Raw genomic sequence first — 26,012 nt, 5'->3', positions numbered from 1 at the left:
AGGTAAACATGTCGGATATTCTCCGGACGATGCACATGATTGATGTTCTTATAAAAGCGTTCTCATTCTTTCTGATCATTGTTGTAGGATATCTGTTAAAAAAGTACGGAGTGCTGCAGCGATCCGACAGTATCGCACTGTCGAAAATAATGATGAATCTCACTCTGCCGGCGGCGGTTATCAACGGATTCTCCAGTTTTAATGTGGATCACAGCCTGCTGATCCTGGTGGTTATCGGTTTTGTCTGTAATATTCTGCTATTGTTCGCCGGGTTTATGTTGAGCCGTAAACGGGACAACGATACAAAAGTCTTTTATATGATCAATTCCCCCGGCTATAACATCGGCTGTTTTACCCTGCCGTATGTGCAGAGCTTTTTGGGGCCGGTGGGGATTGTCGCCACCTGTCTGTTCGATGCCGGCAATTCCATTATCTGTACCGGCGGCAGCTACGTGGCCGCATCAAATGCCATCGGCACCAGTACCGGATTAAAAAGCACGTTCCAGCGACTGTTCTCCTCCATTCCCTTCGATGTGTACGTCCTGCTGCTGCTGGCCGCCCTGTTCGGCTATCACCTGCCCAGCCAGGTGACTATCCTCACCACCATGGTGGGCAATGCCAATCCCTTTATCGCGATGCTTATCATCGGCATGATGCTGGAAATCAATATCGACCGTTCGCAGCTGAGAAGCGTCTATAAAGTGCTGGTGCTGCGTTACGCCGCCGGCGCGCTCTTCTCGGCGCTGTTTTATTTTTGCACGCCGCTGCCGCTGGAAATCCGCCAGGTGCTGGCGGTAACGGTATTTGCGCCGGTCTCCTCACTGGCGCCGGTATTTACCGCCAGAGCGAGCAAGTTCGGTTCCGTTTCCAGCTTTACCGGTTCCATTTCGGTTTTCATCAGTATTATTATTATCACCACCTTACTGACGCTGATGCATGTGGGATAAGAGGACAATGTCATGAACATTGAAGGGAGCATTGCCCTGGTTACCGGGGCGAATCGGGGCCTTGGTCAAGCCTATGCCCAGGCTCTGCTGGCGGCGGGCGCGGCCAAAGTCTATGCGGCGGCGCGGGATCCCGACGGCGTTGCCATTACCGACCCGCGGCTGATAGCGGTAAAACTGGATGTGACTTCCCGGCAGGACGTCACGGCCGCGGCGCGGCAGTGCCCGGATGTCACTCTGCTTATCAATAATGCCGGCATTCTGTTGCAAAGTCCGATACTGGCGGAAGGCGCCGAAGAGGCCATGCGGCAGGAGATGGAAGTGAACGTTTACGGCGTGCAGCGGATGATCACGGCATTTGCGCCGCTGTTGGCCGCCAACGGCGGCGGCGCCATCGTCAATATGCTGTCAGTGGTAAGCTGGTTTACCTCACCGCTGAACGCCACCTACGGCGCGTCCAAGCATGCCGCGCTGGCGGTGACCGACGGGGCGCGCATTCAATTGCATGATCAAGGGACACAGGTCGTCGGCGTTTACGCCGGGTTTATCGATACCGATATGACCACCCACATCGACAGCGCCAAGGTCTCCCCCGAACAGGTGGCCGAACAGACGCTGGAAGGCATCCGCCAGGGACAAAATCATGTGCTGGCGGACCAGCGCGCCAGGGATGTGTGGGCGAGTCTCAGGCGGGATCCCGCCCTGATGGAAACCCAGATGCTGCAACTCTGGCAACGGCAGGCTTGACATCGTTTTGAATCAACTGCCGGACGCTCAATGTTCCGTGCTTTCGGCAAGCATCAGCCGGGTGCCCGCATCGCTGCCGTCGCCATAGAGCAGATGCCGGGGCGGCCCATATTGCAACACCCGCCGCATACTGTGCGCATTTACCGATTCCCCTCCCACCAGCAGATAATTGAGCTGACCGAAACAGTCGGGACGGATACTTGCCAGCAGATTGAACATGGCGGGAGAGGCGCGCAGAATGCTGATGGCAAATTCCCGTAGAGCCGTTTCGAACCGGCGGGGATCGTTAACCCAGCTGTCGGGCATGACCACCGTTGCCGCGCCGTTAAGCAGCGCGCCCCAGATTTCAAACAGCGACGCCACAGCGGTCATGGGCGCGATGGCCGCTACCCGGTCTTCATGATTAAAACGAACATGCCGCGAGTCCAGGGCCTGGCGAAAGATATCAAGAGGATAAACCGGTATGGTTTTCTGAATATCCGACCGGTAAAACCGGTGTGAGGGCTGTGAGATGCCGTGACGCAAGGGAATGAAATCCTGATCGTTTCCGTCCCCCACCGCCACCTGTTCGAAAACGATATAGCGCGTCGCCAGGGAGCGTCGAAGCGTTAAGGCATCAGAGAGGGTTAATAAAACCCGCGAGTCCCGCAATATCCCATTGAGCCGATCGTCCGCTAAGAACGGGTCCAGCGGTAAACAGCAGCCACCGGCCAGCATAATCGCCACCTGGCAGGTAATATGCTCAATGCCGGGAGGCAGCATGATCCCCACCGTGGTGGCCGAATCCACCCCCTGGTGGCGCAGATAAGCCGCCAGTGAGACGGCATCCCGCGCCAATTCCCCATAGTGCAAAATCCGCTGGGGGGTGATAATGGCGGGCCGGGTCTTGTTAAGGGCGGCCTGTTGCAAGAACAGCTCGCTCAACGCCAATTCGGCGGGATAGGCTGAAAGGGTCGGGTCACTGATGCTCCTGCTGCGAGCATACGCGGAAAGTTGTACCATGCTGATCACCTGGGAAATAGGCTACGGGTTAAAATGGACTGCTGGTTAAACAGTATGGTCGAAACAACATTACAATTGTATTAATTGATGTAAAAATTATATATATGTGAAGTTAGTCGCTATAGACGTAACATAAGCAACACATTTTTTTATTTTTATACAAGTTGTGCGAAATCATAATAACCCCCCGTTATTTCTTTCCAAGCAGGCCCTAACGAGGATTCATAAGCTTGACGCCGGTGCAGGCAATCGTTTGCGTCCCTTGGTGGTATTCATCAATGGAATATCACAGAACAATTTGATATTAACTAATGCACAATCGGCAATAAAGTCATGCCGGGTTTTGCGGTACTCTTGTCGGTAAGGATAAATACCTTCCTGGGCAAAATAAATTAATTATTCCGGAGTTTTCTTATTATGTCATCAATATTAAAGTGCCTGGCCCTGGCGGGCATTATTGCTTCGTCTTTGACGTTAACCGCCTGTGATAAAGCCGATAAAGACGCTAACCATATTAAAGTCGGTATTAGCGCGGGTATCGATCAGCCGTTATGGGATGCGGTAAAAAAAGTGGCTAAAAAGAAGTATAACCTGGACGTGGAGACTGTCACCTTCACCGACTATGTGTTGCCTAACGAGGCGCTGAATTCCGGCGATACGGATGCCAATTCTTTTCAGCACGGCCCTTATCTGGCGCAGCAGATTAAAGAGCATGGTTATAAACTCGCGGCGGTGGGCAAGACATTTGTCTATCCCATTGCCGGTTATTCACGCAAATATAAATCCGTTGCCGAGTTACCGGATGGCGCTCAAGTGGCTATTCCCAACGATCCCACCAATCTGGGGCGTTCATTATTATTATTGCAGAAAACCGGTCTGATCTCGCTGAAAAACGGCACCGGCCTGCAGCCTACGTCGCTGGATATCGTCGATAATCCCAAGCATCTTAAAATTGTCGAAATTGAAGCGGCCCAGCTGCCGCGTACGCTGGATGACGGCAAAGTGGATTTGGCGGTCATCAATACCAACTATTCGACGCAGATTGGTTTATCTCCTCATAAAGACGGTCTGTTTATCGAGGATAAAGAGTCGCCTTACGTTAATTTGATCGTGGCGCGAGAGGATAATAAAGACAGCGATAAGGTGAAGAATTTGGTGAAGGCCTATCAGACCGATGAAGTGGCCGCTGCGGCGGATAAAATTTATCACGGCGATGCGGTAAAGGGCTGGTAAATTTTTACAGGCGCCCGCGGGGCGGTAAAACCACGCCCGCTTCGACCCCATCAGCACGGTCTCCCTTTAACACGTCCGCTGCGCGATCGGCGATCGCGGGCCTACCGCGCTGTGGGGCGCTCCGGCGGGCGGTAAAACCACGCCCGCTTCGACCCCATCAGCACGGTCTCCCTTTAACACGTTCGCTGCGCGATCGGTGATAGCGGGCTTACCATGCCATGGGGCGCTTGATTTAACCGTTGACCGGAATGACCGCGCCTTTGTATTTCTGGCGGATAAAATCCTGGATGGTTTTGGAGTGGAGCACCTTCACCAGCGCCTTGATATCCGGTTTGTTCTCATCTCCGCGATGAACGGTAATGATATTGGCGTAAGGGTTATTTTCGCCGCTTTCAACCGCGATGGGATCTTTTACCGGATTGAGTCCGGCATCAATGGCATAGTTGGCGTTGATGACCACCGCGTCCCCTTCATCATTGTTATACATCTGCGGCAGCAGCGAGCCTTCTATATTCGGCAAGAACTGAAGATGTTTCGGGTTATCGGTGATATCGGTTATCCGCGCATCCACCTTGCTGACGCCCGGTTTCAGTTTAATTACCCCTTCCCGTTCGAAGATCGACAGGATTCGCCCCTCTTCCGCCACCGAATCGCGCATGATGACCTTGCCGTTCTGCGGCAGGTCCTTCAGGCTTTTATAGCGTTTTGAATAGATGCCGATGGGTTCGATATGAATCGCGCCGGCGCTGACGAAGTCATAGTTTTTATCCCCGGCATGATCCTTGAGCACGCTGTTAAGATATGGCACATGCTGAAAATAGTTGGCATCGATGTCATGGTCCGCAAGGGCGGTATTGGGCAGGATGTAGTCCTGGAACGGTTTAATCTCCAGGTCGATGCCTTGTTTCGCCAGTATGGGTTTTGCCTGCTCAAGGATTTCAGCATGGGGTACATTGGATGCGCCCACCCTGAGCGTATCGGCCCAGGCCGAGGCGGAGAGGCTGAGGGCGGCAAGGGTGGTGGCGGCCAGTATTGTGAAGGTTTTATTCATGGTTTATCCCGGTCTGTTTAACGTTTATCAAGCAGTGAGGTGATGACGTCGCCCAATAACTGAATGACGAACACGATGATCAAGATCATCAGGGTCGCCACCAGGGTGACGTCGTTGTGGTTACGCTGGAATCCTTCCAGATAGGCCAGATTTCCCAATCCGCCGGCGCCGATAACACCGGCCATGGCGCTGTAGCTCACCAGCGCAATCAGGGTGACGGTGATGCCGGAAACCAGGGCGGGCGACGACTCCGGCAGTAAAACCCGAAATATAAGCGTACCGACGCGGGCGCCCATGGCGCGTGATGCCTCGATGACGCCTTTATCCACTTCCCGCAGGCCGATCTCCACCAGGCGGGCGTAAAAAGGCGCGGCGCCGACAATCAGCGCCGGCAGGGCCGCGTTGGCGCCCAAAATGGTGCCGATGAGAACCTTGGTAAAAGGGATCAGCAGCACGATTAAAATAATGAAGGGGATGGACCGGAACACATTCACCAGCGCCGAAATCACCCGGTAGGCGGCGGGACGCTGAAACAGTCCGCCGCGGGCGGTGAGAAACAGCGCCAGTCCCAGCGCGATGCCCAGCGCAAAGGTGGCAATGCCCGACAGCGCGGTCATATAGAGGGTTTCCGCGGTGGCCGCCCATACTTGATCGAGCTGGACGTGTGGAAAGAAATGCTCAAGCATGTTCCACCACCTCCGCGGTAATGTTGTGTTGACGCAGATCCGCCAGAATATTGTCAAGCCGGCCGGGATCGATTTCAGCATGCAGCCATAATTCGCCAAAGATGCCGTTGGCGGTCTGCGTGACATTACCGTGCAGGATGTTAAACGGCAGGTTATAGCGCAGCGTCAGCTCTCCCACCACCGGCCGGCGGACGCTCAGGCCGAGAAACGTCAGCTTCAATACCACGCCGGGCAGGTTTTGCAGCAGTTCCGGGGCCAAATCCGGCAGCGGTTCCCGGTACTGGCTGACCTGCTTCACAAATTGCCGGGTAATGGGCTGCTGCGGATGGGTGAAGACATTCAAGACGTCGCCTTCTTCCACTACGCGTCCGTTATCCATCACCGCCACCCGTTCGCAAATCTTGCGCACCACATGCATTTCATGGGTGATAAGCACAATGGTGAGATTCAGCCGGCGGTTGATATCCAGCAGCAGGTCGAGTATGGAATCGGTGGTTTGCGGATCCAGCGCCGAGGTGGCCTCGTCGCATAACAGTACCGCCGGGCTGTTCGCCAGCGCACGGGCGATACCCACACGCTGTTTTTGCCCGCCGCTGAGCTGCGAAGGGTAGGCGTGTTCCCGTCCCTGCAAACCCACCAGCGCGATAAGTTCCGCCACCCGCTGCCGGATGGCGGCCTTGGGCGTGCCGGCTATCTGCATGGAAAAAGCGATGTTTTCGCTGACGTTCCGTGACCACAGCAAATTAAAATGCTGGAAAATCATGCTGATTTTCAACCGCGCCTGCCGCAGGCTTTCGCCGCTGGCCCGGGCGATATCCTGCCCGGCCACCAAGACCGACCCGGCGCTGGGCTTTTCCAGACCGTTCAGCAAACGGATGAGGGTGCTTTTCCCCGCCCCGCTATAGCCGATAATGCCGTAGATCTGTCCCCGCTCTACCCGCAGGCTGACATTATCGACGGCGATGATGGGCTCATTATTATCTTTGAATACCTTAGAAACGTTCGTCAGAACGATCATAACCCGTCGATCCTTTTTTCCGCCGCTGAATAAACCACATTATGCCGATTAATTATTTTGATTATTTCTTATTCACTATTTAACGGGCTAATAATCCTCGGGATAATAGGGTAAGCCGTAAGCGGGCTGAAGAAACGATATCGTATTAGTTATAGTTAATTCTTCTTATGCGTTTTTCGATTTTGAATATTGAAATAAATTCTTTTTGCCGGACCTTTATTTGCCGGATATTGACTTTGATCATATTTAAGCAGGCACTACATTTGACCGTCACTACTTAAAGGAAGTCATTATGCAGAATATATTCCGTTTGAGCGCTGTCGGTCACGGCCTGGCACGGGGGATGGCATTAGCCCTGGGGATGAGCTCATTAAACGCCCTGGCCGTGGAAAACGCGCCGGTAAAAGGCGGCACCCTGATTTATCTTGAGCAGCAGGCGCATACCAATCTCTATCCGCCGGCGGGGGGATTTTACCCAAACGGCGGCATTCTCAACCAGATTACCGATAAATTGACCTATCAAAACCCCAAGACCCTGGCCATCGAGCCCTGGATTGCCGAATCCTGGACCAGCAACGACGATAAAACCCAATACACGTTCAAAATCCGCCCCGGCGTGACGTTCTCCGACGGGAAACCCCTGGACGCCGCCGCCGTGGCGAAGAATTTCGATACCTTCGGCCTGGGGAATAAACAGCTGCATCTGCCGGTATCCGAAGTCATCAATAATTACGATCACAGCGAAGTGATCGACCCGCTGACCGTTAAATTTTATTTTAAGAAATCATCGCCGGGATTTTTGCAAGGTACCTCTACCATCGGCTCAGGCTTAGTCTCGCCGGCCACCCTGGCGCAGAATTTCGATGCGCTGGGTGATGCCCGGCATATCATCGGCTCAGGCCCCTTTGTGGTGAGCAATGAAACCCTGGGCCGGGAGGTAGATTTGCGGGTGCGGGACGATTATCGCTGGGGGCCGAAAACGCTGGCGCAGCAGGGTCGGGCGAACCTTGACGGCATCAAGTTCATTATCACGCCGGAAGACAGTGTGCGCATAGGGGCGCTGCTGGCGGGCCAGGCCGACTTTATCCGCCAGGTGCAGGCCTATGATGAAAAGCAGGCCGAGGGGCAGCATTTTATCATCTATGCCGCGCCGACCCGCGGCGTCAACGACGGCATCTCATTCAGGCCGGATAATCCGCTGGTAGCGGATGTGCGGGTGCGCCAGGCGCTGCTGCACGCCACCGATACCGGTCAAATCGTCAATACGCTGTTTTCGCCGCACTATCCGCGGGCGACCTCGGTGATCGCCGCGCCGGCGGCGGGGTATATCAATCTGGCGGATAAATTGACCTACGATCCGCAGCTGGCCGCGCAGTTGCTGGATCAGGCGGGCTGGAAGCCGGGTACGGACGGTATACGCCAAAAAGAGGGTCATTCGCTGGTGCTGTCGGTGTATGAATCGCCGCCGCAGCCGCAGAATAAAGAGGTGCTGCAGCTGGTTTCCCAGCAATGGAGCAAAGTAGGAGCGCGACTGAACATCCTGGCCGGCGATGCCGGCAGCAAAACCGCCGACAGCCTGGACCCGCTTAAAACGCCGGCAAACGTGGTGGAAGTGGGACGGGCCGATCCGGATGTGATTAAAAGCCAGTTTTATCCCACCAATCGCGACGCGCTGCTGCAAAAAGGCGGCCTGAGCAGCAAGGTGCAGAACTTCAGCGACGATAAGCTTAATTCTCTGCTGGTGGCGATTTCAGCCGAAGTGGATGGGCAAAAAAGACTGGCGCTGGCGGGAGAGGCGCAAAAATATTTGCTGGATCAGGCCTATGTGATCCCGATATTTGAAGAGCCGCAGGTCTTCGCCGGCGCACCCTATCTTAAGGGTGTCAGCTTCGAGGCCGTCGGCCGGCCGGCATTTTACGGCGCCTGGCTGGATAAGCATTAAGGAGCGCAGAGTATGCATCGTTATCTGTACGCTCGCCTGGGACAGGCCCTGCTGGTGCTCTGGGCGGCGTTCACCCTCTCTTTTTTCCTGCTGCAGGTCCTGCCCGGCGACGCTATTCTGATCAAGTTCCAGAATCCGGACATGGGCCTCAGTCCGGCACAGATCGCCGATATGCGCGCCGTCTATGGCGCCGATGCGCCGCTATGGCGGCAATATCTGCACACCTTGGTGGATTTTATCCGCGGTGATTTCGGTTACTCCGTACAGACCGGGGTGCCGGTGGCGCAATTACTGACCACCAATCTCCCCCCTACCCTACGGTTGGCGGTGTGCGGTTTTCTGCTGGCGGCGATATTGGCGGGCGGCATGGCATTGCTGGCCGGACTGACTTCCGTCCGCTGGCTGAGGGGAATATGGCATGCCCTGCCCTCCATGTTTATTTCGGTTCCCACCTTCTGGCTGGGCATTGTGCTGATTCAGGTGTTCTCATTTCGGCTCAAATGGGTGCCGGTTATCAACCCCGGCGAATGGGCAGGGCTGATATTGCCCATTCTGACCCTGGCGGTGCCGATTTGCGCGCCCCTGGCGCAAATCCTGATTCGCAGTATCGATGAGGTCCAAACCCTGCCGTTCGTCGCGGTGGCTCGGGCCAAGGGCGCCAGCCGGGCCGGCGTGCTCTGGCGGCATGTGGCGCGCAATGCGGTGCTGCCGGCGCTCACCATCGCCGGCTTGCTGTTCGGCGAGCTGATCGCCGGCGCCTTGATAACCGAAACGGTGTTCGGCCTGAGCGGCCTGGGCCAGTTGACCCAACAGGCGGTGAACAACCAGGACGTGGCGGTGCTGCAGGCCATTGTGGTGATTTCCGCCACGGCGTTTGTGGTCATCAACCTGCTGGTGGATCTGCTGTATCCCCTCCTTGATCCCCGACTTAAAATGCCCGCCGGAGCCGCCCTATGAGCAGTCTGCCGCTGAACACCCAAACGCCATCGCCATCGCCTTCGGCCTCTCCGCCGCCCGAGGCTGTAACCCCACCCCGTCGCCGCCCCCGGTTATTCCGCTGGCAGCCCGGCCTGGCGCTGTCCTGGCTGGTGATGGCAGTGGTGATTCTGTGGGCCCTTGCCCCCGGACTTTTCACCCCTTACAGCGGCACCGACGGCATTGCCGGCGCACAGCGGCTGGCGCCGGCGGCCGGTCACTGGCTCGGCACCGATCAGCTGGGGCGCGATCTGTACGCCCGCATCGTTTACGGCGCGGCCTGGTCTCTCTCCGGCGCGCTGGTGGCGGTGGCGCTCGGGCTGACGGCCGGCACCGCCCTTGGGGTCATTGCCGGCGCGGCGGGACGGGGCACCGACAGCCTGATTATGCGTTTTATTGATGTTCTACTGTCCATACCCGGCCTGCTGCTCTCCCTAAGCATTATTATCCTACTGGGCTTCGGTACCGTCCATGCGGCTATCGCCGTAGGCATCACCTCCATCGCCAACTTCGCCCGCCTCGCCCGGGCGGAAGTGGTGCGGGTGCGGCACAGCGACTATGTGGAAGCCGCCTACGGCAGCGGCGGCACCTTTGCCGCCGTGCTGTGGCGCCATATCCTGCCCAACTCCCTGACCTCGGTAACGGCATTTTCCGCCCTGCAGTTCGGCAATGCCATCCTGGCTATTTCCACCCTGAGTTTCCTGGGCTACGGCACCCCGCCGCCGACGCCGGAATGGGGTTTATTGATTGCCGAAGGCCGGAATTACATTTCCACCGCCTGGTGGCTGACCACTTTCCCCGGCCTGGTGGTGGTGCTGGTGGTGCTTGCCGCCAATCGAATCAGCCATTCATTCGCCAGGAGCCATCGATGAGCCTGTTATTAGCGCGATCCGACACGTTGATTCCCCAACGTGAACCGGTGCTGGAGCTACAGGATCTTTGTATTGCCTATCGCAGCGGCGGCGAACAGCGGCGCGTGGTGCATGACGTCTCCTTTCGCCTTTATCCCGGTGAGGTGCTGGCGCTGGTGGGAGAGTCCGGGTCCGGCAAAACCACCACCGCCCAGGCCATTATCGGCCTGTTGGCGGAAAACGGCCGGCGGGAGCGGGGAACCATCCGTCTGAACGGGGCCGATATCAGCCGCTGGCCGCAACGCCGGCTCGATGCGCTGCGCGGCGTGGGCATCAGCCTGATACCGCAGGATCCTTCCAGCTCCCTTAACCCGGTGAAGACCATCGGCAGCCAGGTGGCGGAAATTCTCGATATCCACCGCCGCCTGCCCCGCCGGGAGAGGGATGCCAAAGTGATCGAACTGCTGACCCGGGTCGGCTTATCCCATCCGGCGCAACGGGCCGGCCAGTATCCCCATGAGCTTTCCGGCGGTATGAAGCAGCGGGTGCTGATTGCCATTGCCGTCGCGCTGCAGCCGGCGCTGATCATTGCCGACGAACCCACCAGCGCCCTGGATGTCACGGTGCAAAAACGGATCCTTGACCTTATTGACGAACTGCGTCGGGAGTATGGCACCGCGGTATTATTGGTGACCCACGATCTGGCGGTGGCGGCCGAACGGGCCGACCGACTGCTGGTATTGCGTCACGGGCGGGTACAGGAACAGGGCAGCACCGCCGACGTGCTGCGGGCACCGGCCAGCGCCTATACCCGGCAACTGTTCGCCGATGCGCCGGCCCTTGCCGCCGTAACGCGCATCCAGCCGCATCGGCTGCACGCCGCGGCGCCCATCATCCGGGTGGAGGAAGCGGCTAAAAATTTCCGCCTCGGCGGGGGCGGTGAAGTGCGAGCGGTGGACCGGGTGTCCTTTGTGGTGGAACGCGGCACTACCCATGCGCTGGTGGGGGAGTCCGGTTCGGGCAAGACCACTTTGGCACGCATTCTGCTCGGCTTTCAACGGCCGGATGCAGGTAGAGTGCTCATTGACGGCATTGACATTGCCCGCCTTAAGGGCGAGTCCCTGCGGCAGTTTCGTCAAAAAATCCAGTTGGTCTACCAGAACCCGTTCGGCTCGCTCGATCCATCCTATACCCTGTTTAGGATAATCGAGGAGCCCTTGCGCAACTTCGCCCCCCTCTCCCCGGCGGAACGGCGGCGCCGGGTGGAAGAGACGGCCGACCGCGTCGCGCTGCCTTTGGCGTTGCTGGCGCGCCGGCCACGGGAATTATCCGGCGGACAGCGGCAGCGGGTGGCCATTGCCCGGGCCCTGGTGCTGCAGCCGCAGATCCTGGTGCTGGATGAAGCGACATCGGCGCTGGACGTCACCGTACAGGGGCAGATATTGGCGCTGTTGCAGCATCTGCAAACCGAGCTGGGGCTCACGTACGTCTTTATCTCCCATGACCTGGCCACGGTGCGGCAAATCTCACACAGCGTTTCGGTCCTGTTCAAGGGCCGGCAGGTGGATTGCGGTCCGGTAGCCGACATATTCGACCATCCCGGGGCGGACTATACCCGGGAGCTAATCAACGCCATTCCCGGCCGGGGCGGAACCCTCCTTCCCGCGCCGCGGCAATCGAGGACCGATGCATGACGGCTAAGCGTTTAGGTTTTTTCACCCGCCTGCTGGATAAAGCCGCTCCGCGGCAGCGCTACCTGCTGGCGGCGGAGCAGATTATCCATGCCGAGGCGCAGGGTTTTGATACCGCCTGGGTGGCCCAGCATCACTTCCATGAAGACGAAGGCGGCCTGCCGGCGCCGCTGGTGTTTCTGGCCCATGTGGCGGCGCGGACCCGGCATATCCGCCTGGGTACCGGCGTCATTACCCTGCCGATGGAGCTGGCGCTGCGGGTAGCGGAAGATACCTCGGTACTTGACCTGCTGGCGGAGGGACGCCTGGAAGTCGGACTCGGGTCCGGCGGCACGCCGTCCTCTTTCCCGCCGTTCGGCCTGCTCAGCGACGAACGCGCCGCCGCCTATGCCGACAATCTTGCCATCCTGCGATCGGCCTGGCGCAACGAGACCTTGAGCGACGGCGGCAACCGCCTCTATCCTCCGGCCCCGCAGTTGGCCCGCCGGGTATGGCAGGCCACTTTCTCCGTTGACGGCGCCGCCCGCGCCGGAACCGCCGGCGACGGGCTGATGTTATCCCGCACCCAGCCGCGTCCCGCCGATAGCCTCGATTTACCCCTGGACGAAATCCAGAATCCCATTATCGATGCCTACCTTGATGCCCTGCCCGCCGGGGCGACGCCGCGCATTCTCGGGTCACGCACCGCCTTTGTCACCGACAATCCCCAACAGGCCCGGCAGCTGGCGGAAGCGGGACTGCGCCGCCAGGCGGAAAATGCCCGCGCCAACGGACAACCCCTTGCCGGCGACCGGCTTGATGATTTTATCGCCGCGTTTGACGTCCATCTCGGCAGCGCCGAACAGGTACTGGCCTCCCTGCAACGGGACAGCACCTTGTCGCGGGTCACAGACCTGGCGTTCCAGGTGCACTCCATCGATCCGCCCCATTCTTATATCCTGCGATCCATTGAACTGATTGCCCGGCAGGTAGCGCCCGCATTGGGATGGATACGACAACGCCCCGCGACGGAGTTGACGCCGCCCCGCACCGACCCTTTACCTGAGGACATCAGATGACACATACCCTAACGGCAGCGGATCTGCTCGATCGGCTGGCAAACATTGCGCCGGACTCGCCGCTGGCGGCGGCGCGCATTACCCGCGATGCGGCGACCCAGCATATTCAGGGCAGCTATCTGGCGCTGTTCGCCGACGACGGCATAGATTTTAGCTTGCCGGACCGGCTGGCGGTGGCGCGCCAGGTAGCTGAGTGGCATGAAGACAGCCGTTTGACCGCACATTATGCCGGTCGTCTGTCCAACCCCGATCCGGGTACCGGCGGCTCCCGGCTGCAAAGCGCGTTACATCACGCCGAACGGCTCAGCCGCCATCCCTCCGCCGCCACGCCGGCGCATCTGGAAGAGCTGCGCCGGGCGGGCTGGGGGCCGGATGCCATTGTCACCTTGTCCCAGTTGGTGGCCTATGTCAGCTTCCAGAGCCGACTGCTGAGGGGTTATCGTTTGATAGCCGGACAGCCCGTGGACAACCCCCTGCCTCTGCCGGTGGGCGCAGCCGCCTGGCGTACCGTCGGCGCCACCCACGGCGGCCGTCCCGCGCCCCATGCATTTACCCAACGGGAGCTGGGCTGGGAGCCGTGGCTGGCCGCCAAGCCGCTGAAGGAATTCACCTTGCAGCAACAGGCGACCCTTGAACACAATGGCCATGCCGATTCCGATTATTTCCGCCTGCTCGGCCGCAATCTGCCTGTCCTGGAGCAACGCACCCTCACCGATAAAGGCATCTTCTATACCGCCGGCGGCCTGGCGCGCCAGGAACGGGAACTGGCGGCGGCGGTGGCCAGCAAAGTCAACGGCTGCATATACTGCGCCTCGGTGCATGCCCGCAAAGCCGCCCAATTATCCAAACAGCCGGATGACATCCAGCGCCTGCTGGACACGCCGCCAGGGGGCAAATTGAGCGCCGGCCAATCCCCCCGCTGGCAGGCGGAAATCGATTTTGCCGCGGCGTTGTCCGCCACCCCCGCCGTGGCCGCGCCGGAGCATATCGCCCGGCTGCGGGAGTTGGGGTTAGGCGATCTGGAATTGCTGGATCTGGTACAAGCCACCGCCTTTTTCGCCTGGGCCAATCGTTTAATGCTGACACTGGGAGAACCCTTTGAGAAATAAGTATCGGCAATATAAAAATTTTCCGGCGTTTTATTACAGCCAATCTGCCATAGGCAATGGCAATGGCAATGGCAATGGCAATGGCAATGGCAATGGCAATGGCAATGGCAATGGCAATGGCAATGGCAATGGCAACATGCTTGACGCGCGAGAAGGCCAATCATAGCTGTATTTTATCTAACGTAATGCAATTTACGTATTAAAACATGCCGGTTATTTGCCTGCATAAATAAGAGCTGCTTACCGGCTGCATATTATAGATTAAATGGTTATTACCCATAACAGAAAGATAATATCCTCGGGGTATCAATTTCGCTATTTTCTCTTCAAAGCATAAAAAGTTAAAAAAATATTTTTCTCCATTCGGCAAGGCATAATAGAGGCAAAATCATGAGCACAAGTGAAAGCAGCGACGTGGTAATAAAATCACCTGACGGGCGGTCCTCTTCCCGCTGGTGGCAGCAGGAGGATTGGTGGTCGATTTTCCTGGCGCTGATATTAATCAGCGCCGCGTATATTCTTTTTTCCCAGGGCGGCAGCCTGAAATGGCTGGCCACCGGGCCGACCAAATGGACCACGCTGGGTGAAGCCGGCGCCGATTTACTGCGCCGCTTGCCGGCATTAGGCGGCCTCTATCTGGTATGGGCGGTATTATTAACCATCAGCAGCGCCATTATCGGACATGACAGCCGAAAATTCCTCGGCGGCTTCACTGTCCTGTTTATTGTTTCGGTCTTTATTTTCCAGCTCGGCGCCTGGGCCAGTGCGTCTCGTTATAACCTCGAACCGCCGTTGCTGGCGCTGGTATTAGGGCTGGTGGTATCCAATATCTGGCAAATTCCGGACTGGCTGGCGCGCAGTCTACGGGTGGAATATTACATCAAAATCGGTATCGTGCTGTTGGGGGCGACGCTGCCGCTGACGCTGATTCAATGGGCCGGACCGGTGGCCATAGGCCAGGCGGCCATTGTCTCCCTGGTGACCTTTTTCGCCATTTTTATCACCGGCCGCTTGCTCGGTCTGGAAAACCGCTTCGCCGCCGTACTGGGCGTCGGCGGCGCGGTGTGCGGCGTATCCGCGGCCATTGCCGTGGCGGGTGCCGTGCGAGCCAAACGGGAACAGGCTTCCGTCGCCATCTCCCTGGTGATCATCTGGGCCATCGTATCGCTGCTGGCGCTGCCGTTTATCTCCCGGGCGCTGGGACTGTCCACCGGCGTGGCCGGCGCCTGGATAGGCACCTCGGAGTTCGCCGATGCCGCCGGCATCGCCGCCGCACAAACCTACAGTGATTTTGCCGCCCACTCTGGGGGCGCCATTGCCGGCAATCCCGATGCCGCCGTGCAGGCTTTTACCCTGATGAAGGTTATCGGCCGGGATATCTGGATCGGCATCTGGGCCTTCGCCCTGGCCATCGTGGCCACCACCTGGTGGCGCGGTGAAGATGGCACCGTCAGCGCCAGAGCCGGTTCCGGGGAAATCTGGCGGCGTTTCCCGAAATTCGTGATCGGGTTCGTCGTGGCTTCGGTGTTCGTCACCTGGCTGAGCAGCCATTACTCCCTGGCTGAATACCGCACCACCGTCACCCCGGCCTTTATCGCGCCGATTACCGCGCTGCGCACCTGGGCCTTTATTTTCTGCTTCCTGAGCATCGGCCTGAGCACCCGCTTTGCCAGCCTGACCAGCACCGGCCTGCGCCCGTTCTGGGCGTTTACCGTCGGCGTGGTAATCAACGTGCTGCTGGGCTATTTCCTGTCGGTGCATGTCTTCGCGGATTTCTGGAATCAGCTGGGTAATTCCTGATGAACACCCCCGCCGAACGTCGCTGCGAACACTGCCGCTTTTGCCTGCGGGATCGCGGCGGAACCGAGCAGCTGATACCCGGCCTCGCCATGCTGGGATCGGCCTTCGGCGCCAGCATCGGCGATTCGCGGTTATGCCGCCGCCACGATCGGCTGGTGTCGCCGAACGATAGCTGCCCGGCGTTTGCCGGAAAAGAGTGAGCTTAGCTTAGCCCGCCGCGTGCGGGCTGATATCGCTGCTGATAGTCCACCGGTTGTTTCACCATTCTAAACACGGTCACTTCGCCGGGGGTTTGTGCGGCAGCAAGATGATAAAGGATATAAATAAATTCACTTGATTCGTCAATCCGAGCCTTCAAAATGGATATATCTACACCACGGTTAGATGCGATGCTTAAGGTCCGTTTCCGTCATGCCGCAACCGTAATACCGGCGGCATAAGCCTGGCGCGCGGGCTGGACGCTGATCTCCACATGCTGGTCAAACGACACCAGAGCCTGCATGAGCCTTTCCAGAGAAATGTTTTGCAGCTTATAACGGCGAACCTGAGATATCTTAGGCTGAGTCATACCGGTTATTTCGGCAGCTTCCACCTGACTAAGGCCTCTCTTTTTGATTAATTCGTTGAGTTTAATCGCCAGCGCCGCTTTTGCCGATAGTTCTTCCGCGTCTTCAAATCCAAGATCAAACAATACATTATCAGAACCTTGAGCATGGCTTTTGTTGGTCATCACTATCTCCTGTCCTCCGCATAGCGAGTGAGTACTGCCTTAAACCTTTTTTCGATCAGTTCCACATCCGGCCGCGGCGTGGCGATGCCGGACTTTGATTTCTTTTGAAATGCGTGCAAAACATGTATTGCCTCTTTGATCCGTAATGTGTAAACAGCCCGAAATGTATCGCCTCGGTGGTCACCTACCAGCTCGTAGACTCCCGGACCGAGCCCTTTCCAAGATCTTACCGACTCGGGAGTTTGGCCCAACTGCACCACAAACAATCCGATGCCCATGTCCTTTTGGACGGAAACCGGGAAGGTTTTGAAATCTCTTTTCGAAGAGCCCTCCCAATAGAGGATTTTACGTTTATGAGTCATAAATTATACCTGTTCAGATATAGAAGGCAAGTAAAGAAATCAGGGGAAGCCATCGTGGGAGCAGAGCTGATAAAACAAGTTATTCTTTTGATGCAGTGAATTATCATTATCAAAAAAAATCCTACCATTGAATTAGTAGCATTAGCGAAAATTGATCAATAGGTAATATTTTCAATATATTAATTTGTTTTAAAATGATCCACTTATGCCCTTAAACACTAGGAATTTCTTATATCATAAAGCAAAATTTAACTTAAAATTAATTTTTAATGATGAAAATTTTTAATTATTACACCATATTAAATTATCATAAAAAAATGATGGATTTAAATTTTTGAGCATATAATTATTTCTAAATTTAAATTTTTAATAATGGGAATAATATCTCTAAGGTAATTATGTTTGACGAAAATGGTCATGTTTGAATTGAATGTTCCTGTCTTTTTTGGCTTGGTTTTCAAACTAATGAACGGCTCGATAAATAACGGATAATTTCTGTTTATTTCCAAACCGGTCCTGGCATGACTGCTTCAGCCAGGTATCCTAGCCCAGCGGCGCTATTCGGCGTTTACCGGAAAAGAGTGAGTTTAGCTTAGTCCGCCGTGGGCGGGCTGAATAAATGCCCGATTGGGCCAGCGCAGCGGCGGTTTCAAATGGCGGGATCACTGTGTTTCAAAGTTTTAGAAACGCAATAATATAAATCATATTTGTGATCTTGTCGGACTGTCGCTGTCTGGCTTTAAAGTCCAATAATATAATTTGATCGCCTCAAGTTAAAAAATTTATCCTATCGAATCATATAATAATAAACATACCAAGCGCCAGATATAATCAAGCGCTTGGCTAGGGTGGGATACACACCAATGTTATACCGAGCCCTATCGGGGTTCATGTAAAAGATCTACAGCGCCAGCGACTGCCGTACCGCCGCCAGGCCCGGCTGCCCCTGGAGGGTGGTGACGCCGTCCAGCCAGCGGGACAACAGCTCCGGATGCTGCTTGAGCTCCTCGCGCGCGGCATCGCGGGGGGTTTGTTTATCATCCAGTGCGCGCTTGATGAGCACATTTTCCAAATCCACGGTAAACGTCAGCTGGCTGAACAGCCGGCCGGCGTTAGGGCATAACGCGCTATAGTCTTTGCGGGTCACGGTATTCACCGTGGCGCTGCCGTAATTGGGGCCGAAGTATTTATCCCCGCCGCTGAGATAGACCAGCTTATGATGGGTATTCATCGCATGGGGCTCCCAGCCGAGAAACACAATCCACTGCTGTTTCGCCACCGCCCGATCCACCTGCGCCAGCATGCCGCTTTCGCTGGATTCCACCAGCGTCCAGCCGGTCAGGTTAAAATCATGCTTATCCAGCATGGTCTTGATATTCTGGTTGGCCGGCGCGCCGGGGGCGATGCCATAGATTTTGCGATCGAACTTATCGCCGTATCCGGCCAGGTCGGCAAAGTCCTTCACGCCGCCCCGGGCTACGTAGTCCGGCACCGCCAGGGTGAACTTGGCGCTGTTGAGATTGGCCCCCAGCACCTGCACCGAGCCATCGCCGGTGAATTTCGATATCACCGGCCGCTGGGCCGGCATCCAGTTACCGAGAAACACATCCAGCTGACCGGTTTTAAGCCCTTGATAGGCCAGGGCCACGGAGAGATTCTGTACCTGCTGTTTATAGCCCAATCCCTCCAGCAGCACGCCGGCCACGCCATTGGTGGCGCCGATATCGGTCCAGCCCGGATCGGACATCTTCACTACGCCGCAGTCGGCATTGTCGGCGGCATAGGCCATAGGCAGACCGACTGCCAGAGACATCCCCAGAGTAAATACAGCAGAAAACACACGCATTTTATACCTCGTTATAATCATCATGAGCGGGTTGAGGACGGACGAGGATAGCGCGCCCGCGCCTCCTGCTCATCCAGGGTCTGGTTATTACGGATGTATCGTTGGCCTGCGTCCTGGCGCGGCTGGTAATCCCATGCCGCCGCTTCCCCCAGGACTTCATTAAGAAATAAGCGCTTGTGCTGGCTGGCCAGCACCTGCCGGTTAAGGGCGTCCAGATCCCAGCGCAGCGCCGCCTCCCGTTCAAAGCCAGCAATGTCATTGCCGTATTCGGGGGATGCCGCCAGATTATGCAGCTCCAGCGGGTCCCGGCTGATATCGTATAACTGCGCCGGTTCGCCGGGGGAGGCGATATATTTCCACGGTCCGCGGCGAATCATGACAATCGGCGCCAGCGCGCCTTCCGCCAAATATTCGCCGTAGGCGACGTTATCGCCGCCATCGCCGCCCGTTTCTCCTGTTAGATAGGGCACCAGGCTGCGCCCGTCCAGGGGAGCGGCGCTCTGTTCCGGCGTCGGCGCACTGCCCGCCGCCAGCTCAACCAACGTCGGCAGCACATCCACCAGCGACACGTTCTGCGAAATATGTCGAGGGGCAAAACGGCCGGGAGCGTGCACGATAAGGGGAACACGCGCCGCGCCTTCATAAAAATTCATTTTGTACCAAAGGCCCCGCTCCCCCAGCATTTCCCCATGATCGGAGAGCACGATGGTGACGGTGTCCTCAGCCAGGCCGGTAGCCGCCAGGGTCTCTTTGATCTGGCCGAACTGATCGTCAACATAGGCCAGCGCGCCATAATAGGCATGCCGTGCCCGGCGTATCTGCTGTTGGCTCAACAGGCCGTCGGTCATCTGATACATACTGCGCAGCCGCCGGGAGTGAGGATCGTCCGCCACATCCGCGGCCGATACCCGCGGCAGATCGATGTCCTGTTCCCGGTATCTCTCCAGGTAACGACGCGGTATGGCGAAGGGATCGTGGGGATGGGTCAGGGACATCACCAGCAGAAACGGCTGTTCATTACCCTGGCGGGCGATATCGAACAATTTTTGCCGGGCGAAAAACAGCGCCTCGTCATCAAAATCCAGCTGATTGGTACGGATGCACTCTCCGGCATCCAGCACCGAGCTCATGTTATGATACCAATCCAACCGCCGCTGGGGATTGCGCCAGTCCGGCGTCCAGCCGAAGTCCGCCGGATAGATATCGGTGGTCAGGCGTTCATCAAAACCATGCAACTGATCGGGGCCGCAAAAATGCATTTTCCCGGACAGATAGGTCTTATAACCCTCACGGCGTAAATAATGGCAAAAGGTCGGATTCTCGGCGCGAAATTCCGCGGCATTATCATAGACGCCGTTATGGGAAATAAATTGTCCGGTCATTAATGACGATCGGGAAGGGGCACATAATGGACTATTGCAATAAGCCGAATTGAATATTACGCCCTCCCGCGCGAGAGAATCAATATGCGGTGTCAGGCTGACGGTATTTCCATAAGCGGATAACGCTCCGGCGCTCAATTGATCGGCCATTAATATTACGATATTCGGTTTCTTTCTAAGCATAGTTAATAATTCGCTTTAAATAACCCACCTTGGCAGTGGTACTTTTATCGCACAAACATTTTTTTCTGTGAACCGGGTATTTTCTTATCGGTCAATAAGGAGACGTTATGTCTGGCAAATCTCGGCTCCCGCCGTTACAGGCATTGGCTGTATTTGAAGCGGCGGCGCGGCATTTGAATTTCACCGCCGCCTCGCTGGAATTAGGTTCCTCGCAGCCGGCGGTCAGCCAGCGCATCAATGCGCTGGAAAATCAACTGGGCACGTCCCTATTCGAGCGTCGTCACCGCGGCGTGGTACTGACGGAAACCGGCGAACAGCTCTATCAAATCGTCCGCGCCAGCCTGCAGGGCATCAGTCGGCAGATTGAGAAAATTCAGTCGAAAATACAAAGGGATGTATTGCGTATCGACACCGATATGGGTTTTGCCGGCTACTGGCTCCTGCCGCGGCTGGACCCGTTGCAACGCTTGATTCCCAATGTGGATGTGCAGATTTCCACCTCACCCAATGAATTTTCGCTGCGCGACAGCAGCGCCCATCTGGCCATCTCTTTTGGCGACGGGCAGGTGCCCGGCTGCCGGAGCGATAAGCTGTTTCCTGAACGGGTGGTGCCGGTCTGCAGCCCGCAATTTTTCCTGGCCCACGGCCGGCCGGAGAGCGCGGAAAGCCTGCTGCGCCTGCCGCTGCTGAATCTGCCCGATCCCCGCCCCTCCCGCTGGCTCAATTGGACGGAATGGTTTCGCCGGCAGCGTTTGGACCCCGGCGAGGGTGTCACCTCGCTGACGTTTAACGCCTATACCCTGGTTATCCAGGCGGCCATAAAGGGCCAAGGCGTGGCATTGGGCTGGCGGCCCCTGGTGGATCAGTTTTTATCCAGCGGCGAGCTGGTGACCTGCGGGCCGGAGTGCCGCACCGAGCGGGGCTATTATTTAATTCAACCGATACCGGAAAGTGACAGTCCCTTGAACCTGAAAGTCAAAGAATGGCTTTTAAGGGAGGCGCTAAGCTTTTATCCGCGGGAAGAAAATACCCCGGCCGTCGTGAATTTTGTTTAAACTTTTTAGCTATAACTCATATGATAATAATGTATAGGACGATACGTGTTTTCTTATAGCCTGTGCCGATGGCAATAGTCATGCTATTAGAAATTCTTTATGAGTGAAACTCTGGTCAGCATAAACAGGCTTTTTAAAATATTCGGCCCCGGCGCGCAGAATGCCCTGGCGCATTTGCGACAGGGGGCGGACCCGGCACAGTTATTTGCGCGGCATAATTGGTCGGTGGCCCTGAATGATATTTCCCTGACGGTAAACCGCGGCGAAATTTTTGTGCTGGTGGGCCTGTCGGGATCGGGAAAGTCTACCCTGCTGCGGACGGTCAACCGGCTTATTGCCCCAAGCGACGGAGAAGTCTATTTTAACGGCGCCGCCATGTCGGCATTATCCGACGCTGAGCTCATCGCTCTGCGCCGCCATGACATGAGCATGGTATTTCAATCCTTCGCCCTGCTGCCGACCCGAACCGTACTGGACAACGCCGCCTTTGGGCTGGAACTGGCCGGCGTCGATGTCCGGCAGCGGCACCGGCAGGCGATGGCGGTGCTGGAACAGGTGGGACTGGCGCAGGTAGCGCGGCAACTGCCCTATCAATTATCCGGCGGCATGCAGCAACGGGTGGGACTGGCGCGCGCCCTGGCGGTTAATCCGACGCTGTTATTAATGGATGAGGCCTTTTCCGCCCTGGACCCCATCAACCGTCGGGAAATGCAGGATCTCTTGCTGGATCTCCAGGCGCAGCGGCAGCGGACGCTGATCTTCGTCACCCATGACATCGAAGAGGCGCTGCGCATCGGCAGCCGCATCGCCATTATGGAACAGGGAAAAGTCATCCAGATAGGCACCGCCGAAGAGATTATCAACGCGCCGGCCAATGCTTACGTCCGACGCTTCTTCTCGGGCATCGATACCTCCCGTTATGTGCTGGCGGAAAATTTCGCCGGTGCGTTCGGCCATCCGGCCACTGAAGGCGCCCATGACCACACCCTTTGATTTCAGCGCCGAAATCGACAGCGGCATCCGTTACCTGCTCTCCCACGGCGGTCCGTTTTTTGATGCCGTCTCCCGGATCATCGATGGCGTGGCCGGCGGATTGGAACAGGGACTGGGCTGGCTGTCGCCCTGGGGTCTGATGGCTATCGCGGTGGGGGTGAGCCTGTGGCGCATCGGCGTGGGTTTTGCGTTATTCACTACTGCCGCGACCCTGTATATTATCTACAGCGGTTATGGCGAACATGCCACGGTAACGCTGGCCCTCACCCTCTCCTCCACCCTTTTCAGCCTGCTGGCGGGCATCCCCCTGGGTATCACGATCGCCCGCCGCCAACGGACCGGGACCATCGTCAGGCCCATGCTGGATTTCATGCAAACCATGCCCGCATTTGTCTATCTGATTCCCGCCGTCATTTTATTCGGTCTCGGCCGGCCGCCGGGTATTTTCGCCACCGTGCTGTTTGCCATGCCGCCGGTGGTGCGGTTAACCGATTTGGGTATCCGTCAGGTGGAAAAGAGCCTGATCGAGGCCGGCCTGGCTTTTGGCTGCACCCGACGGCAATTATTATGGAAAGTGCAATTGCCGAACGCCCTGCCTTCTATTATGGCCGGCGTTAATCAAACCATCATGATGGCCATGTCGATGGTTATTATCGCTTCCATGGTGGGGGCCGGCGGGCTGGGCAATGATGTTTTGACCAGCATACAGCAGCTGGATATCGGCCAGGGATTGCAAAGCGGCATCGTGGTGGTGCTATTGGCGATGATGCTCGATCGGCTTTCCGCCAGTCTGATTAGCCGTCCGCACCATGCCAGGACTTAATCCGTCGTCCGGAATCCAAAGAGGTCGGCCGGAGAAAACCATGAATTTTATTGCGAACTAAAGTAATTAATTTCATTAAAAAATTCGAAATAGTGTGTATATAATTTCGCCTGAAAATGGGCAAATGTCCTAATAAGAGTGGACGCTTCGCCGAAGCCTTATGAGACAAAAGCCGTTAGCCTATATCGATGTGACAATTCATAGCAAAAAAAAGTATTTGTACTTACCCAATCAATGAGGCAAAGTCCCACGGACGCCTAAAATCGCCCCGATAATAACTGCCGCAAAGAGACGGATAAAAGAAGACATGACATTTTTCCCGATGTTATGGGCATTTTATTTTGTTCAAAATACGAACCGCTTTATTATTGTGCTGATTTTTTCATCTGCAGAGGGAATGTACGGCATCGGTATTGATGCGCGAGCTTCGTTAAAGAGCGCAATGCCTGGGTTTGTTTGCGGGCAGATGTCATACATATTTGATTGAGAGAAACCATGGTGCATGAAAAATTTGAACCGCATCACATTTCATGCAATCACCCGCAGCCGTCGAAACGCAGAAAATGCTGTATGGGGAAATTGGACAGGCAATATGGGAGAAAATTCAGTGGATAGACGTGTCGTCAAAAGATTGAACGCCAAAGGAATGTTTCCTAAATGTTGAAATATGTTATACCAATTCAGTTTTAGACGGTTTTGGTATGAGATATATCGTTCAATGTTTAACAAATTTAACATTTACGCAAAGTTATCAACACAAAATATCATTAAGAAGCGGAAAAGCGCCTCAAAATGATACTACTGGACATAGATTGAATATCCTGTAATAAAATAGGGTTTTGTGATGGCTCTCAACTTTTAAATCTGTATGACAAGTTATCGTAGCACCCGATGATTTCCGCAGGACTTCACGGCGTCGATGTAGCGGTTAAATGACGCGCTGGATGTTTTTCCTGCAGTACGCCGGGTGCATAACGTGCGTTGTCTCGGATTGCCGTATTAGACGCCTGGTTTTCGTTTAGTAAAAAAACGGCATGCAATGAGGCGCAAAGAGATCATAAAAACTTAACCAGATGTTAATTGACTTTAAATTATTGTGATCTGGTAAATGGCCCGATATTGAGTTCCGGGGTGTCGTGAAAACGCATTTAAGGTAAATAATCGGGTTTTTGCCGAGGAAGGGAGACCGTAGCACAAAAATCGCAGACTGCTAATTTAATGAAAAGTTCACAATCAACATGGCCCTTTAGCTGATACTATCCTCCGAAATTAGGCGACAGGATAATTTCTCTAGGGACGATCCCATGACATTTGAGCTTTTATCAAACAAATAACATTTTGGTTAGCCCCGGACATCAGCCATCAAAAGGGTGAGTCCTTTACTTAAACACGAAAGTATTTGGTAAGGAAATAGTGATGAAGAAGATAGCATTAGCCGTTTTAGCTACATTGTTAGCACCAGCTGTTCATGCCGCGGTGATATACGACGCCGACGGCAATAAGCTGGACTTATACGGCAGCTTGCGCGCACGACATTACTTTAGTAAAACCACCTCCATTGATGGTGACAACAGCTTCTTGCGTTTGGGCTTCAAGGGCCAAACCAAGATCAATGATGACATTACCGGTTACGGCCAATGGGAATATAACTTCCAGAACAACAATACCGAAGGCGGCTCGGATAGCCAGACTGGTAATAAAACCCGTCTTGGTTTTGCTGGTTTGAAATTCAATAAATTTGGTTCGTTCGATTACGGCCGTAACTGGGGTATCGCGTACGACGTAGCGTCCATCACCGATATCGCGCCCATCTTCGATGACCTGACCTACAGCTTCGCCGACAACTATATGAACGGCCGTGCCACCGGCGTGGCAACGTATCGTAATAACGGCTTCTTCGGCCTGGTTGACGGCTTGAATATCGGCATGCAGTATCAGGGCGCCAATGACGAAAGCACCGCCAATGCCCGCGGCGAAAAACAGTCTAACGGCGACGGTTACGGTTTCTCGGTATCTTATACCACGCCTATCGATATATCGGTCCTGGGTACCTATACCAACTCTGATCGTACCAACAATCAGCAGGTCACCAGCCTGAAATACGGCAACGGCGACCGGGCTGAAATGTGGGCGGCCGGTGTGAAATATGACCATCAGGGCGTTTATCTTGCCGGTTTGTATGGCGAGACCCAGAATATGACGCCGATTTCCTCTAATGGGTTCGCCAATAAAACCCAGAACTATGAAGTTGTCGCGTCTTATCTGTTCGATTTCGGCTTGAAACCGTTGGTTGGTTACTTCCAGTCGAAAGCCAAAGATGTTGAAGGCGTAGGTGATGCGGATCTGGTGAAATACTATATCGTATCCACCACCTATTACTTCAACAAGAACATGAACGCCTATGTGGATTACAAAATCAACCGCATCGACAGCGATAACCAGCTGGGTATCGCTTACCACAATCAGGTGGGTGTTGGTTTGAACTACCAGTTCTAATAACGTTATCACCACCGGTTGCGGATATTTCAACC

At 55.7% G+C, this 26,012-nt stretch carries 25 protein-coding genes; 17 read left to right on the top strand and 8 right to left on the bottom strand.

What is annotated here, in order from left to right:
- The first annotated feature begins 35 nt into the window (after positions 1–35).
- Both ACL2XJ_RS13850 and ACL2XJ_RS13845 read left to right on the top strand, forming a co-directional pair.
- Positions 36–947 carry an AEC family transporter gene (locus tag ACL2XJ_RS13850; protein ID WP_132923053.1) on the top strand — a complete coding sequence of 304 codons (912 nt, stop codon included), beginning with the start codon at positions 36–38 and terminating at the stop codon, positions 945–947.
- Between the two features lie 12 nt (positions 948–959).
- Entirely contained in the window at positions 960–1,691 is a 732-nt protein-coding gene (locus ACL2XJ_RS13845; RefSeq protein ID WP_413726795.1) for an SDR family oxidoreductase, read from the top strand.
- A gap of 27 nt (positions 1,692–1,718) precedes the next feature.
- Here ACL2XJ_RS13845 and ACL2XJ_RS13840 read toward each other — a convergent pair whose 3' ends face one another.
- Positions 1,719–2,693 (bottom strand): AMP-binding protein, encoded by a 975-nt coding sequence (locus ACL2XJ_RS13840; RefSeq protein WP_132923055.1) that lies wholly within the window; start codon positions 2,691–2,693, stop codon positions 1,719–1,721.
- 417 nt (positions 2,694–3,110) lie between these two features.
- Here ACL2XJ_RS13840 and metQ point away from each other — a divergent pair, with 417 nt between their 5' ends.
- Positions 3,111–3,926: a methionine ABC transporter substrate-binding lipoprotein MetQ gene (gene metQ, locus ACL2XJ_RS13835; protein ID WP_413726794.1), complete on the top strand. Its 816-nt coding sequence runs from the start codon at positions 3,111–3,113 to the stop codon at positions 3,924–3,926.
- Between the two features lie 232 nt (positions 3,927–4,158).
- On the opposite strand, the gene ACL2XJ_RS13830 is transcribed toward metQ, so the two are convergent.
- From ACL2XJ_RS13830 to ACL2XJ_RS13820, 3 genes are read right to left on the bottom strand one after another with little or no spacing between them, the layout of a single operon-like run.
- On the bottom strand, positions 4,159–4,977 hold the full coding sequence (locus tag ACL2XJ_RS13830) for a MetQ/NlpA family ABC transporter substrate-binding protein (protein ID WP_413726793.1): 819 nt from the start codon (positions 4,975–4,977) through the stop codon (positions 4,159–4,161).
- Between the two features lie 17 nt (positions 4,978–4,994).
- Positions 4,995–5,663, bottom strand: coding sequence for a methionine ABC transporter permease (locus ACL2XJ_RS13825; protein WP_203522505.1), 669 nt, complete (start codon positions 5,661–5,663; stop codon positions 4,995–4,997).
- Complete coding sequence (locus tag ACL2XJ_RS13820) at positions 5,656–6,681, bottom strand: methionine ABC transporter ATP-binding protein (RefSeq protein WP_413726792.1); 1,026 nt, start codon at positions 6,679–6,681, stop codon at positions 5,656–5,658. The genes ACL2XJ_RS13825 and ACL2XJ_RS13820 overlap by 8 nt, the downstream gene beginning before the upstream one ends.
- 292 nt (positions 6,682–6,973) lie before the next feature.
- Here ACL2XJ_RS13820 and ACL2XJ_RS13815 point away from each other — a divergent pair, with 292 nt between their 5' ends.
- The 9 genes from ACL2XJ_RS13815 to ACL2XJ_RS13775 all read left to right on the top strand — a co-directional run bounded on the left by ACL2XJ_RS13815 (position 6,974) and on the right by ACL2XJ_RS13775 (position 16,307).
- Positions 6,974–8,623 carry a TIGR04028 family ABC transporter substrate-binding protein gene (locus ACL2XJ_RS13815; RefSeq protein WP_413726791.1) on the top strand — a complete coding sequence of 550 codons (1,650 nt, stop codon included), beginning with the start codon at positions 6,974–6,976 and terminating at the stop codon, positions 8,621–8,623.
- A gap of 12 nt (positions 8,624–8,635) precedes the next feature.
- Entirely contained in the window at positions 8,636–9,580 is a 945-nt protein-coding gene (locus ACL2XJ_RS13810) for an ABC transporter permease (RefSeq protein WP_413726790.1), read from the top strand.
- The gene (locus ACL2XJ_RS13805) at positions 9,577–10,470 is read left to right on the top strand and encodes an ABC transporter permease (protein ID WP_413726789.1); all 894 of its coding nucleotides are present in this window, start codon (positions 9,577–9,579) and stop codon (positions 10,468–10,470) included. Before ACL2XJ_RS13810 ends, ACL2XJ_RS13805 begins: the two co-directional genes overlap by 4 nt.
- Positions 10,467–12,143 carry a dipeptide ABC transporter ATP-binding protein gene (locus tag ACL2XJ_RS13800; RefSeq protein ID WP_413726788.1) on the top strand — a complete coding sequence of 559 codons (1,677 nt, stop codon included), beginning with the start codon at positions 10,467–10,469 and terminating at the stop codon, positions 12,141–12,143. Before ACL2XJ_RS13805 ends, ACL2XJ_RS13800 begins: the two co-directional genes overlap by 4 nt.
- Positions 12,140–13,198 carry a putative FMN-dependent luciferase-like monooxygenase gene (locus tag ACL2XJ_RS13795; RefSeq protein WP_413726787.1) on the top strand — a complete coding sequence of 353 codons (1,059 nt, stop codon included), beginning with the start codon at positions 12,140–12,142 and terminating at the stop codon, positions 13,196–13,198. Before ACL2XJ_RS13800 ends, ACL2XJ_RS13795 begins: the two co-directional genes overlap by 4 nt.
- Entirely contained in the window at positions 13,195–14,307 is a 1,113-nt protein-coding gene (locus tag ACL2XJ_RS13790; protein WP_413726786.1) for an alkylhydroperoxidase domain protein, read from the top strand. Before ACL2XJ_RS13795 ends, ACL2XJ_RS13790 begins: the two co-directional genes overlap by 4 nt.
- Before the next feature lie 62 nt (positions 14,308–14,369).
- Positions 14,370–14,510, top strand: coding sequence for a hypothetical protein (locus tag ACL2XJ_RS13785; RefSeq protein WP_413726785.1), 141 nt, complete (start codon positions 14,370–14,372; stop codon positions 14,508–14,510).
- 187 nt (positions 14,511–14,697) lie between these two features.
- The gene (locus ACL2XJ_RS13780; protein WP_132923066.1) at positions 14,698–16,107 is read left to right on the top strand and encodes a YeiH family protein; all 1,410 of its coding nucleotides are present in this window, start codon (positions 14,698–14,700) and stop codon (positions 16,105–16,107) included.
- Positions 16,107–16,307 (top strand): hypothetical protein, encoded by a 201-nt coding sequence (locus ACL2XJ_RS13775; RefSeq protein ID WP_132923067.1) that lies wholly within the window; start codon positions 16,107–16,109, stop codon positions 16,305–16,307. The genes ACL2XJ_RS13780 and ACL2XJ_RS13775 overlap by 1 nt, the downstream gene beginning before the upstream one ends.
- Positions 16,308–16,516: 209 nt before the next feature.
- Here ACL2XJ_RS13775 and ACL2XJ_RS13770 read toward each other — a convergent pair whose 3' ends face one another.
- The 4 genes from ACL2XJ_RS13770 to betC all read right to left on the bottom strand — a co-directional run bounded on the left by ACL2XJ_RS13770 (position 16,517) and on the right by betC (position 20,610).
- Complete coding sequence (locus ACL2XJ_RS13770; protein WP_413726784.1) at positions 16,517–16,837, bottom strand: helix-turn-helix domain-containing protein; 321 nt, start codon at positions 16,835–16,837, stop codon at positions 16,517–16,519.
- Positions 16,838–16,839: 2 nt separating this feature from the next.
- Positions 16,840–17,199 carry a type II toxin-antitoxin system RelE/ParE family toxin gene (locus ACL2XJ_RS13765; RefSeq protein ID WP_132923069.1) on the bottom strand — a complete coding sequence of 120 codons (360 nt, stop codon included), beginning with the start codon at positions 17,197–17,199 and terminating at the stop codon, positions 16,840–16,842.
- 901 nt (positions 17,200–18,100) lie between these two features.
- Positions 18,101–19,045, bottom strand: a complete 945-nt coding sequence (gene choX / locus ACL2XJ_RS13760) for a choline ABC transporter substrate-binding protein (protein WP_413726783.1) — start codon at positions 19,043–19,045, stop codon at positions 18,101–18,103.
- Positions 19,046–19,065: 20 nt separating this feature from the next.
- Complete coding sequence (gene betC / locus ACL2XJ_RS13755; protein WP_413726782.1) at positions 19,066–20,610, bottom strand: choline-sulfatase; 1,545 nt, start codon at positions 20,608–20,610, stop codon at positions 19,066–19,068.
- 107 nt (positions 20,611–20,717) lie between these two features.
- On the opposite strand from betC, the gene ACL2XJ_RS13750 reads away from it, so the two are divergent.
- The 5 genes from ACL2XJ_RS13750 to ACL2XJ_RS13730 all read left to right on the top strand — a co-directional run bounded on the left by ACL2XJ_RS13750 (position 20,718) and on the right by ACL2XJ_RS13730 (position 25,977).
- Positions 20,718–21,665: a choline sulfate utilization transcriptional regulator gene (locus ACL2XJ_RS13750; RefSeq protein ID WP_413726781.1), complete on the top strand. Its 948-nt coding sequence runs from the start codon at positions 20,718–20,720 to the stop codon at positions 21,663–21,665.
- A 99-nt stretch (positions 21,666–21,764) separates the two neighbouring features.
- Entirely contained in the window at positions 21,765–22,658 is an 894-nt protein-coding gene (locus ACL2XJ_RS13745) for an ATP-binding cassette domain-containing protein (RefSeq protein ID WP_413726780.1), read from the top strand.
- Positions 22,642–23,481: an ABC transporter permease gene (locus ACL2XJ_RS13740; RefSeq protein WP_413726779.1), complete on the top strand. Its 840-nt coding sequence runs from the start codon at positions 22,642–22,644 to the stop codon at positions 23,479–23,481. The genes ACL2XJ_RS13745 and ACL2XJ_RS13740 overlap by 17 nt, the downstream gene beginning before the upstream one ends.
- 307 nt (positions 23,482–23,788) lie before the next feature.
- Entirely contained in the window at positions 23,789–23,968 is a 180-nt protein-coding gene (locus ACL2XJ_RS13735) for a hypothetical protein (protein ID WP_413726778.1), read from the top strand.
- A 929-nt stretch (positions 23,969–24,897) separates the two neighbouring features.
- Positions 24,898–25,977 (top strand): porin, encoded by a 1,080-nt coding sequence (locus ACL2XJ_RS13730; protein ID WP_413726777.1) that lies wholly within the window; start codon positions 24,898–24,900, stop codon positions 25,975–25,977.
- Positions 25,978–26,012: the final 35 nt, after the last annotated feature.

The organism is Sodalis sp. RH16 (genome assembly GCF_047324245.1).
Taxonomy (GTDB): Bacteria; Pseudomonadota; Gammaproteobacteria; order Enterobacterales; family Enterobacteriaceae; genus Acerihabitans; species Acerihabitans ligni.
The sequence above is the reverse complement of the archived record's forward strand: the minus strand, read 5'-3'. Positions and strand labels throughout refer to the sequence as shown.